Source organism: Marinobacter sp. bablab_jr008 (genome assembly GCF_016464145.1).
Taxonomy (GTDB): Bacteria; Pseudomonadota; Gammaproteobacteria; order Pseudomonadales; family Oleiphilaceae; genus Marinobacter; species Marinobacter nauticus.
Window position 1 is genome coordinate 111,683 of record NZ_JACDWW010000059.1, and the last position, 13,108, is coordinate 124,790.

Below are 13,108 nucleotides of genomic sequence, written 5' to 3' on the forward strand. Positions count from 1 at the left end.
CGGGGCTAACCGGCCGCAGCCTTTTTTTTACGGACATGCAGTCGATCCATGAGCGAGCCATCCCTGACCATCGACAATATTCTTGCCCCTGAACTGACCCTGTGTAAGGTGCCGGCCTCAAGCAAGAAACGTGTGCTGGAGTTCATCGCTGAACGGATTCACTTTCAGGATGAAATCCTCAGCGACACCCAGATCTTCAACAATCTGGTCTCCCGCGAACGGCTGGGTAGCACCGGTATCGGCGAGGGTATTGCCATCCCCCACTGCCGACTGGAAGGCCTGGACCGGGTCATCGGCGTGCTGATGACTCTGGAGGAGCCGGTAGACTTTGATGCTATCGATAACCAGCCGGTAGATCTGGTGTTTGCACTGATCGTCCCCAAAGAAGCCACCAGTGAACACCTGGAGTTACTGAGCCAGCTGGCGGAGCGCTTCAATGACAGCACCTTCTGCGCCCGGCTGCGCCAGTGTGAAGATGCCGCGAGCCTTTACCAGCGTATGGCGGAGAGTAATCACTGAGATCAGCCTGATATCTGGACAGGCTGCCAGGCAGATTGAAGGAGAAACAGTCCCATGAAGCTGATTATCGTCAGTGGCCGATCCGGTTCCGGCAAGAGTACGGCTCTGCATGTGCTGGAAGACCTGGGATTCTACTGCATCGACAACCTGCCCATTGGTTTGCTGTTCCCGCTGACCCGGGAGGCGGCCACCCAGGAAGCACCGGGCCGGCTGAAGAAAATGGCCGTCAGTATTGATGCCCGTAATCTTTCTGCCGAGCTGGCCAATTTTGAAACCATCTACCAGCAACTGAAGCAGACCGGTGTCGAGCTTGAAATCATTTTCCTGGATGCCGACGAGCAGTCACTGCTGCAGCGCTTTCACGCAACCCGCCGCAAGCATCCGCTGAGCGATGACAAGACGTCTCTGCGGGAGGCAATCACCAACGAAAAGCAATTACTGGAACCCCTGTCAAAGCTGGCCGATCTTTACGTCAACACGACCGGGCTCTCCATGTATGAGCTACGCGACATGATCAAGCAGCGCGTGGCCGGCCGCAAGGATCAGGAACTGGCACTGCTGTTCCAGTCCTTTGGCTTCAAACATGGCGTGCCGGTGGATTCAGACTACGTCTTCGACGTCCGCTGCCTGCCCAATCCATACTGGGACACCAGCCTGCGCAAGCACACCGGCGTTGATCAGCCGGTCATCGAATTTCTTGAACGGGAACCGCTGACACGTCAGATGGTGGATGACGTCACGGGCTTCCTGAATACCTGGCTGCCCTCGTTTGCCGACAGCAATCGTAGCTACATGACCATTTCCATCGGTTGCACCGGTGGCCAGCACCGCTCCGTTTATGTGTGTGAGCAGCTCGGACGCTATTTCCGCGACAATTACCGCAATGTGCAGGTGCGCCACACCGAACTGCCACACCTTCAAGCCCGGGGAGAAATCTGAGCGCCTATGATTTGCCGCCCCATCACCATCATCAACAAACTCGGCCTGCATGCGCGGGCCACGGCGAAGCTTGTGGCCACCGCATCAGACTTTGACAGCAAGGTGCGAATCCGCGGCAAAGGCCGGGACGTAGACGCCAAGAACATCATGCAGGTGATGATGCTGGCCGCCAGCCAGGGCACCGAAGTGGAACTGGTTGCCGATGGCCCGGACGAACAGGATGCCATCGACGCGCTGGCTGCCCTGATCAACGATTATTTTGGTGAAGGGGAATAACCTCCGGTTTCGTCATTCACCTACAATCCTTTCTCACGTGTGCCACCTAACTCCGCTATAATGCAAAGGTTTTCTGATCGCAGGTGGTTCAATGACCGACATTCTGGAAAAAAGCCAGGCCCGCCAACGCCTTCGCTCACTCAGTGAAGCGCTGGACAGTGGTGCCCTCAAGCAGGTGGCCCGCATTCTGAATGGCGGTCTGAGCCCCAGCGATATTGCTCACCTTCTGGAATCCTCGCCACCACGCCAACGGGCCCTGCTCTGGAACCTGGTCGACAAGCAGCTGGAAGGGGAAGTCCTCCAGTACCTTGGCGACGATATTCGTAGCTACTTCCTGAGCCAGCTGAACGCGCAGGAGCTGGCGGACATTCTGGAAGATTTCGAGTCGGATGACCTGGCCGACTTGCTTCAGCAATTGCCGGACACGGTGATCCAGGAAGTCCTGGACACCATGGACGAGCAAGACCGTCAGCGGGTCGAGGAAGTCCTCGCTTACCCGGAGGACACTGCCGGCGGCCTGATGAACACCGATACCATCACGGTACGGCCGGACATCAGCATCGACGTTGTGTTGCGCTACCTGCGCCGTCACCGCAGCCTGCCCCCGATGACCGACAGCCTGATTGTGGTCAGCCGTCGGGACGAGTTTATCGGCATGCTGCCCATTACCCGGATGCTGGTATCCAATCCCGCGGCTACCGTTCGGGAAGTGATGGACACGGACATTGAACCCATTCCCGTGTCCCTGTCCGACACCAAGGTCGCCACTCTGTTCGAACGCTACGACCTGATTTCTGCCCCTGTGGTGGATGAGACCAACAAGCTGCTGGGCCGGATCACCATCGATGACGTGGTCGACGTTATCCGTGAGGACGCAGACCATTCCCTGATGAGTATGGCTGGTCTGGATGAAGACGAGGACACCTTTGCCCCGGTGATGAAGACCACCCGCCGGCGCGCGGTCTGGCTGGGCATCAATCTGATCACGGCCTTTACCGCATCGGCCGTGATTGGACTGTTTGAAGACACTATTGCCAAAGTCGTTGCACTGGCCGTACTGATGCCAATTGTGGCCAGCATGGGCGGCATTGCCGGTAGCCAGACTCTGACCCTGGTGATCCGGGGCATGGCCGTTGGCCAGATCAGCGGTGCCAACGTGGGCTGGCTGCTGAACCGTGAGTTTCTGTCCGGGGTACTGAACGGCCTGCTGTGGGCGGTGGTGGTTGCCACCGCCGCGGTGGTCTGGTTCCAGGACTGGCTGATTGGTGCCATCATCGCGGCGGCACTGGTTATTAACCTGGTGGCGGCGGCGCTGGTGGGCACCGTCTTGCCGCTGTTCCTGAAATCCCGGAACATTGACCCGGCCCTGGCCGGCAGTGTGATACTCACCACCGTAACCGACGTTGTCGGCTTCATGGCCTTCCTGGGACTGGCCACCATTTTCTATGCCTGAGCAACCTGTGACCTACCATGACTGACCAATTTGACGACGAATTCCAGGACGACCTTGGCCCCAGCAAATCGCAGCTGAAGCGCGAAATGCACGCGCTTCAGGATCTGGGCAAACGCATGCTCGACCTTAACGACGAACAGCTGGCCACGCTGAGCATCAGCGAGACCCTGAAAGCGGCGATCATTGAATCACGCCGGATTCCCCAGCGTGAGGCCCGCCGGCGACACTTGCAGTACATTGGGAAGGTGTTGCGCCAGGAGGACGACCCCGAAGCTATTGGCCGTGCCATCGACGCCTTCCACGCTGGCAGCGAAGAGCATACCCGCCGACACCATCTGGCCGAGCGCTGGCGCGACCGGATGATTTCCGAAGGTGACAAGGTGGTAGGAGAGTTTATTGATTACTGCCCTTCGGCCGATGTGCAGCACCTGCGCAATCTGGTGCGCAATGCCCGCAAGGAAGTCGAAAAAGGCAAGAATACCGGCCAGGCCCGGAAGCTGTTCCGGGCTCTGCGGGAATGGATCGACGACGCCGAGCAGTAATCAGAGCCGCCGGTGCTCCCACACGGGCATACGGCTTCGCAACTGATGCAGTTGCTCCAGGTCCAGATTGGCGCAAGCCATGCCCGGACCTTCGTCGAACTCACTGACGATCTTACCCCAGGGATCGCAGATCAGGCTGTGGCCATAGGTTCTTCGCCGGCTACTGTTCTGGCCCCCTTGCCCCGGCGCCACCACCCAGACCTGGTTTTCAATGGCGCGGGCGCGTATCAGGGCGTGCCAATGGGCATTGCCCGTCTGCCAGGTAAAGGCACTGGGCAGGCAGATCCATTCGGCGCCCTGCTCTCTCAAGGCCCGGAACAGTTCCGGAAAGCGAAGGTCGTAACAGATCGCCAACCCCAGTCGTCCGGCCGGCGTATCCACCGTAATCACCTGATCACCGGGCTCAAAGGTATCCGATTCCCGATACTGGCCGTGGGCGTCTTCAACCATGGCGTCAAACAGGTGAATCTTGTCGTAGCGGGCCACTTCTTCACCATGATCGTTGTACACCAGACAGGTGGCGCGTACCCGGCCTGTTATCTCTGAACCATCTCGCCGACTGGCCAACGGCAGGGAACCGCCGACAATCCAGATCCCCAATGACCGGGCCTGCTCGGCCAGAAAGCAACGGATAACAGGCTCGTTACCCACCTCCCGGCGGCCACACTCCAGCATCTGCGCGGTGGCCAGAACGGCGAAGTTCTCGGGCAACACCGCCACCTTCGCCCCTGCGCCTGCCGCTTCCGCCAGCAGTATGCGGGCCTCTTCAAGGTTGGCATCGATGTCATGGGTACTGACCATTTGTATTGCCGCTACCTGAACCATCATGGCCTCCTTACTCACCGGTATCGAACACGCCCCGCAGATCCACTTCCGGATTGCTCCAGGTTCCTGTAACACTGTACGTGGCACTGGTCAGTTTGCTCAACGGGTCGCCCAGAATTTTATCGAGCACGAACAAGGCGCCGCCGATGGGGGCGCTCGCCCCCATCAGTATGGCAGCCAGGGGCAGATTCTGTGTCACGGGTAGTACCAGGACCAGGCGCATATCCAACGTCTCTTCGGCCATGTTGGTATTGCCGCTGAGTTTGAACGCGCCGGACGGACCCACCAGTTGCAGTTCCGGATCCATGGTCACCAGGCCATTTATGATGTTGGCCTTACCGGAAATGGCGTCGAAGGCGACGCCCCGTTCGTACAGATCCGAGAAATCCAGCCGCAACCTGCGCCAGAGCGTATCGGTGTTCAGCAGGTTGAAGACCCGGAACAATTGCGCCGAATTGCTCTGCTCCATGATCATGCCGTCGTCCAGGCGGGCACTGACCGTGCCGCTTATCTTGCTGAGAGCAATGTTATTCGGGCTTCCCGGCCAATCCAGATCCAGTTCAACCGCCGTTTCTTCGTTGGTCATCGGAATGGTGCTGCCAGTCAGCGCTTCCAGATCCTTAAGGGCCCCGCCCTCCAGCTTACCAGTAAACCGGGTCGTTTCCCGGTCATCCACAATGCTCCAGGTCATATCGCCGGACAACACCAGGGATCCAAGCCGGCCTTCCACCTCCTGCACACGCAACCGATAGGGTTCAGGGCGCAGCTTGAAACGCCAGCTTCCCGCTGACTCGCCATCCAGCCGGAGATCCGAGATTCTGGCATCAATGTCGGGCCAATTTCCCATATCCAGCTCCCTGAACGCCTGCAACTGCTCCTCAAGAGTCAGAAATTCGTTGTCCTGCTCTGCGGCACTGGTCTCCCGTACCAGGCGCAGGGTTGCAAAGTCGGCCTCTACCGTGCCTCCTTCTCTGGGTAACACCACCCTGCCCCGGGCCCGATCCGAGTCTGTATGAACGACCCACCGGTCCTCCAGCTCAAGCGCATCAATGGCGATATTGGTCAGATGGTGAGCGCCCAGATTCAAATGTTCGAAGACCAGCTCGAAGCCCGTCTCTTTAAAACGGAGTTCAGCGTCCAGACGATCCTGCCATTGCGCAGCGATCGCCACGCCTTCGCTCTGGAACGGATCAACCCGGACCGACAGGGGGGTTCGCTCGCGCGCGGTCTTTGCCAGTGGTTTGGGCCAATCCACCTGCAGACCTTCAAGGTCTGAAAACAGGGAAATCACCGGCTCGCCGGCACCGCCTAATTCAAGCTCAGCGGTGTAGACAAGCTCTCCGGAAAGCCCGCGCGCCGCATCGTTAGCCAGGCCAAAGGCCGCCAGGGAGCCTGGCAGCTTCAGACCACCTTGCTGGCGTATCAGCATGGCGTCGCCGGCCTCCGCGGCGGAAAAAACAACACTGACCGGTTGATCGAAAAAACGAGCAGTGACCGGTGGCCCGGAAAATCCATCAACACTGTCGTAAGTCAGGTCAGCCCGAATATTCTGCCAGCGAAGTCCCGCATCCGGTAATTGGAATCCGGCATTGTCGGTTTTTACCTGCGCCGTAACCCGGGTGTCCTGCCCTTGCGATAGCGGTAGCTCCAGCCCAAGACTCAGCTCAAACTCCCCGTCATAACGGGCACGGGTGTTACCGTATCCCAACAATTCCCCCAACGGAGTATTGGCCAGCCACCAGGGTATTCTCTCTGCCGGAACCGTCGACACTGCATCTACGCGCACCAGCGTGCCAGCTTCCCCATCTCCGGGAAGGACGTGAACACTGGCGTTTTCCAGCTCCAACCCACCGATCTCGCCCCGAGCGAGCATTACCCGCGTGTCGGCATTCTGGATCTCGACCCGCCCGCTGGCCTGCTCCACAGCGGGCCAGCGCTGGTCGTATCGAATCGTGGCGTTATCGAATTCATACCACATGGAGGAAACAAACGATCCAGACGGCGCGGAGGAATCAATACGACCGTGGCCATAGTACTGCCCCCGGATACCGGCCTCCGGAATACTGTTGGTGAGCCATTCATAAAGCCCGTCGCCCACAGCATTCGCCGGCACGAAATCCGCCAGCATATCGGCATTGCCGCCTTCTACGCCGACGCTCAAACCAAGATTGTCCTCCCCGAATCGATCCAGCCGCAGGTCAAACGCGCCGCTTAACCGGGTATCTGAGCGATAGATAAACTCCAGATCATCGGAGAATACCCTGGTGATCCCTCCTTCCAGGATCCAGGCGACAGTTCCGGATAGAGAGTCCAGCCTCCAGTCAGTGTTGAACAACTGCGGAAAGCCCAGCATGGCGGATTCTGGTGTATCCAGGGTCACCCTGCCGCTGTCTGGATTCATCTTGATAAAGCCATATAGCCCCTCGGCGCGGGGGGCGCCAGACCAGGCCCGCACCCCGAACTCCCGCAATCTGGCACTTAACGAGAACCGGGAGCCCTGCTCTGGCAGAGTAAACAACATATCGTCCAGAAAACCCGCAGGCTGATAATGCTCCAGCGCCTCGCTGGCGGCATCCGGCAGCAGCTCCAGGGCCTGAACCAATCGCCGCAAAGGCTTGAGCGGCAGTGAGTCTGCCACCAGCTTGAGCTCATCCTGACCGTCTTCGATGCGAACACTGAACGGCAGAACCTGATCGCCAATCCAGTCCCAGCGAAGCTTCTGCAAACGTAGGGCCTCCCCCCGCCGCCAACCGAAGTGAGCCTGGATATCTTCAAGAGGCGCCAGCGATTCACGGTTAACACCTAACTGAAGATAGGGAGTGCGAACCTGACCCTGAACCTGCTGCAGCTCGCCATCCTCAAAGCTTAACCAGGCACTGCCCCCCAGATCGAAGCCTTCAACGCGTATGCCCCGCCAGTTCAGATCATCAATCAGGCCGTCGAACAGTCGACCGGAATCCACATCCAGGTAGAGTTGACCGGTAAACTCACCCCTGAAAAACCGCTGCCCTACCAGAGCAAAACTGGCCAGCTGTGTGGTTGTACCACTCTGCATGGCCCGGCCTGCGGCCTGGAACAAGCCGCCCTGGTAGTACAGATCAAGCTGAGGAATATCCAGAAAACGAAGGTTCTGTCGGCTTGGGCCCAGCGCCAGGCTGACCCGTGTCACCCGGACTTCCGGATCCGACAACCAGCGGCCTGCCAGGCGAATCCATTCCTGAAGTTCCGGCGCACCCGGCTCGGCCAGCTCCACAATCTCTTCCACCGGATTGATAAATGGATCCTCGGTAGGGCGAACCACCGTTAACGCCAGACCGTCAGCGTCAAAATTGCGGAACACCAGGCGGAAGCGGAACAGGGAGGCAAAAAAATCGAGCCGCAATTCCAGGTGCTCAAGTTCTGCGGCTATGCGGTCTGAATCCGGGGAATTGATGGTGATATCTTTGGCGGTAATGGAGGGATCCAGCCAATACCATTGGGAGGATAAACTGCCAACAGACACATCCAGGCCTGTGGCTTCGGAGAGCGAAGCCGCCAGTTCATCAGAAAAGCTGTTGATATCGGAGGTGAGCTGGCGACCGACACCAACATAGAGTGCGAATAACACCAGCAGCGTCAGGATGGACCACCAGACCACACTGGCAAAAACCGCCAACCCGCGGGCAACCAGACCGCGCTCATCCTCGGCTGGTTGCGAACTGTCCGGCTCGCGGATCGACATAAGACTCAGCTCCCTGCAACGCCCTGCTGCTCAGGTGTCAGAGCAAAACAACGTCGTACTGTTCCTGGCTGTAGAAAGGCTCAACCTGGAAGCGAATGGTTTTACTGATAAAGGTTTCAAGGTCCGCAACGTTGTCTGACTCTTCATCCAGCAGGCGGTCCACCACCTTCTGGGACGCCATCACCAGGTAATTCTCCGCCTCATAGGCACGGTTAACGCGCAGGATTTCCCGGAAGATTTCGTAGCACACGGTTTCGGCGGTTTTCAGGAATCCCCGGCCGTCACAGATCGGACACGGCTCGCACAGAACCTGACCCAGGCTTTCGGTGGTGCGTTTTCGGGTCATCTCCACAAGTCCCAGCTCGGAAACGCCGGTGATCTTGGTTTTGGCGTGATCCCGTTCCAGCATTTTCTCCAGCATCCGGTGCACCTGGCGCTGGTGTTCGGGATCTTCCATGTCGATAAAGTCGATGATGATGATCCCGCCCAGATTCCGCAGCCGAAGCTGACGACTGATCGCCCGGGCGGCTTCCAGATTGGTTTTGAAGATGGTCTCTTCCAGATTGCGGTGGCCCACAAAGGCACCGGTGTTGATGTCGATGGTCGTCATCGCTTCGGTCTGATCGATGATCACATAGCCACCGGATTTGAGCTGAACCTTGCGGCTCAGGGCTTTCTGGATTTCATCTTCAACCGAATACAGGTCAAAGATAGGCCGCTCACCGGGGTAGTACTCCACCTTGTCGGCAAACTCAGTGACGAACTCTTTGACAAACTCCATTACCCGCTGATAGCTCTCGCGACTATCAATACGCACTTTTTCAGTTTGCGGTCGGATCAGATCCCGGATGGTGCGAATAAACAACGGCAAATCCTGATAGACCACTGAGGGTGCCGGCGCTTTGGCAATGCGCTCCTGGATCGACTGGCTTAGCCGGTGCAGGTAGGTCATATCAGCAATCAGATCTTCGGCCGAGGCAGCCTCCGCCGCGGTGCGGATGATATAGCCACCCTGCACATCATCGTGTTCCGCTGCGCCTTCCTCAATCAGGGATTTCAGCCGCGCGCGCTCATTATCATCTTCAATGCGCTGGGAAATCCCGACATGGCAAACGCCTGGCATGAACACCAGATAACGGGAGGGAATGGAAAGCTGGGTGGTGAGTCGCGCACCCTTGGTACCAATCGGGTCCTTGGTTACCTGCACCACCAGGGACTGCCCCTCCCGCAACAGGGTACGGATATCCGGCACGGTCCGGGGGGCGTCTGACGGTTCGTCGCCAGATGTCTGGCCACTGACGACGTCGGACGCATGAATGAAAGCCGCCCGTTCCAGGCCGATGTCCACGAACGCGGCTTCCATGCCGGGCAGCACCCGAACGACCTTGCCCTTGTAGATGTTGCCGACAATCCCCTTGCGACTGGTGCGCTCGATATAGGCTTCCTGCAACATGCCGTTTTCAACGAGGGCGACCCGGGTTTCCACCGGAGTCACGTTGATCAGGATCTCTTCACTCATGCTTGGCTCTCCTTACTGCATGGCCAGTGGCGCCAGACAGGGTCGCCGGCATCTGCCAATAACTCTGCGGTTTCCTGCAGAGGCAAACCCACCACAGCGCTGTAGCTGCCCTTGAGTTCCCGAACAAAGATACCACCAAGTCCCTGAATTCCGTAGCTTCCCGCTTTGTCCATGGGTTCACCGGTGGCGACGTAGGCGACGATTTCGGCTTCTGAGAGCTCCCGAAAGCTGACATCGGTGACCACCACCAATGACCGACACTTCTGATCCTGGGCCAGAGCGATCGCGGTCATCACCTGATGGGTTCTTCCAGATAACCGGCGCAACATCTCACAAGCCTGCGTATCGGACTCCGGTTTCCCAAGAATCTCTCCGTCTATAACCACAGAGGTGTCAGACCCCAGTACCCAGGCACCCGGGGCCTCACCGGCAACACAAGAGGCTTTCTCCCGGGCCAGGCGCTCAACATAGTGCTGAGCCCCTTCACCCGGTTGCGGTGTCTCGTCTATCTCGGCAGGCGCCACCTGAAAGTCAGCACCGATCTGTCTCAGCAACTCAGCCCGGCGCGGTGATGCCGAGGCCAGAATGAGGCAGCTCATACAGTTATCCCAGTTTACGGTTGATTGTGTCCAGTACGCCACTGACCACAGGCCAGGCCAGAGCGCTCGTCAAGGCTGGCCACAAGTAGCTGAAACCGGCGCTTTCAGCACCCAGTAACTGTTTCACGAAATGCACCAGCATCTGGTTGATGCCCAATAACAGAAACACCATCAGGCACTGCTGAGGCAGCGGATACATCCGCAACCGCTGGTGAATAGTCAGCACCAGAAAGGCGATCAGGGCCATGCCCATGGCATTCACGCCCAGCGGGGTAGACTCGAGAATATCCAGTAACAACCCCAGGCACCAGGCCATCAAAATGCCAAACTGGGCCGGGGCGCGGAAGGTCCAGTAGAAGACAATCAGTCCGAGCCACTCCGGGCGAAACTGAAACCAGTCCACCGGAAACAGGGAGATACTCAGCACCAACGATAACACCACGGTGATGGCGAACAGCGGATAACTGATGACAGACAACATCAGTTTGCCTCCTCGTTATCCGGGGCCGTCTGCCCATTTTCGGGCACCGAGCGCTCTTCCGGCTGAAACACGATCAGCACCAGCCGACTCTGGTTGAGGCGGGCTTTCGGCGCGGCCTGAATGGTCACAAAAGGCTCCCCCGGCTCTTTGACGATGGAACTGACCTCTGCCACCGGGTAGCCTCGGGGGAATCGCCCGCCAAGACCGGAACTAACCAGCATGTCGCCCTCGCGGATGTCAGCAGTATCCGGTACGTGAACCAGATCCAGCTCATCGGTTTCGCCGTTACCCAGCAAAATCGAACGCAGACCATTACGCACCACCTCAACGGGAACGGCGTGACTGCTGTCGGACACCAGGAGGACACGGGAGGTGAACTGGCTGGTCTGGATCACCTGGCCCATCAGGCCCTCTGCGTCCAGTACCGCCTGACCGGTCGTGACACCATCACTCTCGCCCTTGTTAATGATGATCTCGTGGGAGAACGGATCCGGGGAGACCCCCACCACTTCGCCCACAATGACCCGGTCATCCAGTACTTCGGAAGAATTCAGCAGCCGGCGCAGCTCGTTATTCTCCGACGCCAGAGCCGCGTACTTGAGAGCACGGCGTTCCAGAATCAGCAGGCGGGTTTTGAGCTCTTCGTTCTCCTGCTGCAGATCATCGCGGCTGACAAACAGGCCGGAAAACCAGTCGGCAAAGGAATATGGGGCATTGCCAAGCCAGTACACCGGAGCCAGCCCGGTGGCGAGAGTGCTGCGGACGGTGGTGAGCTTGTCAAAACGGGCATCGGCAGCGATTAACGCTGCCGATAACAGAACGACGAGAAACAGCCGGAAACCGGGTACCGGCCCCTGGACGAATATGGTCTTAATGGCTTAGCCCTCCCACGGGGTTACCCCTCCTGGGAGAACATTCCGATGCCACCGCGATCAATCACTTCCAGGGCTTTACCGCCGCCACGGGCTACGCAGGTCAGCGGATCTTCCGCAATAATGACCGGCAGGCCGGTCTCTTCGCTGATGAGCTTGTCCAGGCCGCGCAGCAGCGCACCGCCACCGGTCAGCACAATGCCGCGCTCAGCGATGTCGGAGGCCAGCTCAGGCGGAGACTGCTCCAGGGCGCTCTTCACGGTCTGGACGATCTGGGCCAGGGATTCCTGAAGCGCGTCGAGAATTTCTTCGCTGTTCAGGGTGAAGGCCCGGGGCACACCTTCAGCCAGGTTGCGACCACGAACGTCGATTTCTCGCACTTCCAGGCCTTCATAGGCACAGCCGATTTCATGCTTGATACGCTCGGCTGTGGAATCGCCGATCAGGCTGCCGTAGTTGCGACGGACGTAAGTAACGATGGCTTCGTCGAACTTGTCGCCACCAACCCGGACGGATTCGGCATAGACGATGCCATTCAGGGAGATAATCGCGATCTCGGTGGTACCGCCACCGATGTCGACAATCATGGAGCCGCTGGCTTCTTCCACCGGCAGGCCGGCACCAATGGCAGCCGCCATGGGTTCTTCGATCAGGAACACCTCGCGGGCGCCTGCACCCAGGGCCGATTCGCGGATGGCCTTGCGCTCTACCTGGGTAGATTTGCTGGGCACACACACGAGTACGCGGGGACTCGGGGTAATGAAACTGTTTTCGTGCACTTTGTGAATAAAGTGCTGGAGCATTTTTTCGGTCACGACGAAGTCGGCGATCACACCATCTTTCATGGGACGGATGGCGGTAATATTGCCCGGGGTGCGGCCCAACATGCGTTTGGCTTCGGACCCGACGGCAGCGACCATTTTCTGGGAGTTATTGGTGCGGATGGCCACGACAGAGGGTTCGTTAAGTACAATGCCGCGTTCGCGCACGTAGATAAGGGTGTTGGCGGTGCCCAGGTCGATGGACAGGTCGCTTGAGAATAAGCCTCGGAGTCTTTTGATTAACATTCGTGTTGTTTCAACCTGAGAGTTGCGGTTGCAGAAAAGAATGCGGCAACTTTAGCAGTGAGCACCTACTCAGGCAAGGCGCCATCGGGGCTTCGGGGCTTACCATTCTCACATTTTATGGCTTTAGACGGGGCCAATGTTGCGCGCGGTTCTGCTAATATGTCGGGCTTTGTTGTCGCCAGGATTCCGCGCGCAGTTAACCGTGGAGCATGGCTGCTTGTGAGGATGGCTTTCCAAAACACGCTCCTTCGGCACATCCCTGTGTCGCTTGAGCTCCGCCATCCATGGCTTCGCA

General features: G+C 58.5%; 12 protein-coding genes. 5 read left to right on the plus strand and 7 right to left on the minus strand.

Annotated features, from left to right (window positions below; genetic code table 11):
- Nucleotides 1-48: 48 nt before the first annotated feature.
- The 5 genes from ptsN (at nucleotide 49) to yjgA (ending at nucleotide 3,729) form a co-directional block, all read left to right on the plus strand.
- On the plus strand, nucleotides 49-519 hold the full coding sequence (gene ptsN / locus JIF53_RS09125; RefSeq protein WP_199452337.1) for a PTS IIA-like nitrogen regulatory protein PtsN: 471 nt from the start codon (nucleotides 49-51) through the stop codon (nucleotides 517-519).
- 54 nt (nucleotides 520-573) lie between these two features.
- Nucleotides 574-1,458 (plus strand): RNase adapter RapZ, encoded by an 885-nt coding sequence (gene rapZ, locus JIF53_RS09130; RefSeq protein ID WP_199452338.1) that lies wholly within the window; start codon nucleotides 574-576, stop codon nucleotides 1,456-1,458.
- Between the two features lie 6 nt (nucleotides 1,459-1,464).
- On the plus strand, nucleotides 1,465-1,734 hold the full coding sequence (locus JIF53_RS09135; protein ID WP_011786164.1) for an HPr family phosphocarrier protein: 270 nt from the start codon (nucleotides 1,465-1,467) through the stop codon (nucleotides 1,732-1,734).
- Nucleotides 1,735-1,825: 91 nt separating this feature from the next.
- Nucleotides 1,826-3,187, plus strand: coding sequence for a magnesium transporter (gene mgtE / locus JIF53_RS09140; RefSeq protein WP_011786165.1), 1,362 nt, complete (start codon nucleotides 1,826-1,828; stop codon nucleotides 3,185-3,187).
- A 17-nt stretch (nucleotides 3,188-3,204) separates the two neighbouring features.
- Entirely contained in the window at nucleotides 3,205-3,729 is a 525-nt protein-coding gene (gene yjgA, locus JIF53_RS09145) for a ribosome biogenesis factor YjgA (RefSeq protein WP_011786166.1), read from the plus strand.
- On the opposite strand, the gene JIF53_RS09150 is transcribed toward yjgA, so the two are convergent.
- From JIF53_RS09150 to JIF53_RS09180, 7 genes are read right to left on the minus strand one after another with little or no spacing between them, the layout of a single operon-like run.
- The gene (locus tag JIF53_RS09150; protein WP_199452522.1) at nucleotides 3,730-4,554 is read right to left on the minus strand and encodes a carbon-nitrogen hydrolase family protein; all 825 of its coding nucleotides are present in this window, start codon (nucleotides 4,552-4,554) and stop codon (nucleotides 3,730-3,732) included.
- Between the two features lie 10 nt (nucleotides 4,555-4,564).
- Nucleotides 4,565-8,275, minus strand: coding sequence for a YhdP family protein (locus JIF53_RS09155; RefSeq protein WP_199452339.1), 3,711 nt, complete (start codon nucleotides 8,273-8,275; stop codon nucleotides 4,565-4,567).
- Between the two features lie 37 nt (nucleotides 8,276-8,312).
- Complete coding sequence (gene rng / locus JIF53_RS09160) at nucleotides 8,313-9,794, minus strand: ribonuclease G (RefSeq protein WP_011786169.1); 1,482 nt, start codon at nucleotides 9,792-9,794, stop codon at nucleotides 8,313-8,315.
- A complete protein-coding gene (locus tag JIF53_RS09165; protein ID WP_023011340.1) occupies nucleotides 9,791-10,393 on the minus strand; it encodes a Maf family protein in 603 nt (200 codons plus the stop codon). The genes rng and JIF53_RS09165 overlap by 4 nt, the downstream gene beginning before the upstream one ends.
- Before the next feature lie 4 nt (nucleotides 10,394-10,397).
- Nucleotides 10,398-10,874 (minus strand): rod shape-determining protein MreD, encoded by a 477-nt coding sequence (gene mreD / locus JIF53_RS09170; RefSeq protein ID WP_011786171.1) that lies wholly within the window; start codon nucleotides 10,872-10,874, stop codon nucleotides 10,398-10,400.
- Complete coding sequence (mreC, locus tag JIF53_RS09175; protein WP_153741149.1) at nucleotides 10,874-11,740, minus strand: rod shape-determining protein MreC; 867 nt, start codon at nucleotides 11,738-11,740, stop codon at nucleotides 10,874-10,876. Before mreC ends, mreD begins: the two co-directional genes overlap by 1 nt.
- 29 nt (nucleotides 11,741-11,769) lie before the next feature.
- The gene (locus JIF53_RS09180; protein WP_011786173.1) at nucleotides 11,770-12,813 is read right to left on the minus strand and encodes a rod shape-determining protein; all 1,044 of its coding nucleotides are present in this window, start codon (nucleotides 12,811-12,813) and stop codon (nucleotides 11,770-11,772) included.
- Nucleotides 12,814-13,108: the final 295 nt, after the last annotated feature.

What these genes read in the sequence shown, in the direction of transcription:
- JIF53_RS09135 (WP_011786164.1), top strand. Translation starts at nt 1,465, where the DNA reads ATGATTTGCCGCCCCATCACCATCATCAACAAACTCGGCCTGCATGCG.
- yjgA (WP_011786166.1), top strand. Translation starts at nt 3,205, where the DNA reads ATGACTGACCAATTTGACGACGAATTCCAGGACGACCTTGGCCCCAGC.
- mgtE (WP_011786165.1), top strand. Translation starts at nt 1,826, where the DNA reads ATGACCGACATTCTGGAAAAAAGCCAGGCCCGCCAACGCCTTCGCTCA.
- JIF53_RS09155 (WP_199452339.1), bottom strand. Translation starts at nt 8,275, where the DNA reads ATGTCGATCCGCGAGCCGGACAGTTCGCAACCAGCCGAGGATGAGCGC.
- ptsN (WP_199452337.1), top strand. Translation starts at nt 49, where the DNA reads ATGAGCGAGCCATCCCTGACCATCGACAATATTCTTGCCCCTGAACTG.
- mreD (WP_011786171.1), bottom strand. Translation starts at nt 10,874, where the DNA reads ATGTTGTCTGTCATCAGTTATCCGCTGTTCGCCATCACCGTGGTGTTA.
- JIF53_RS09150 (WP_199452522.1), bottom strand. Translation starts at nt 4,554, where the DNA reads ATGGTTCAGGTAGCGGCAATACAAATGGTCAGTACCCATGACATCGAT.
- rapZ (WP_199452338.1), top strand. Translation starts at nt 574, where the DNA reads ATGAAGCTGATTATCGTCAGTGGCCGATCCGGTTCCGGCAAGAGTACG.
- JIF53_RS09165 (WP_023011340.1), bottom strand. Translation starts at nt 10,393, where the DNA reads ATGAGCTGCCTCATTCTGGCCTCGGCATCACCGCGCCGGGCTGAGTTG.
- JIF53_RS09180 (WP_011786173.1), bottom strand. Translation starts at nt 12,813, where the DNA reads ATGTTAATCAAAAGACTCCGAGGCTTATTCTCAAGCGACCTGTCCATC.
- rng (WP_011786169.1), bottom strand. Translation starts at nt 9,794, where the DNA reads ATGAGTGAAGAGATCCTGATCAACGTGACTCCGGTGGAAACCCGGGTC.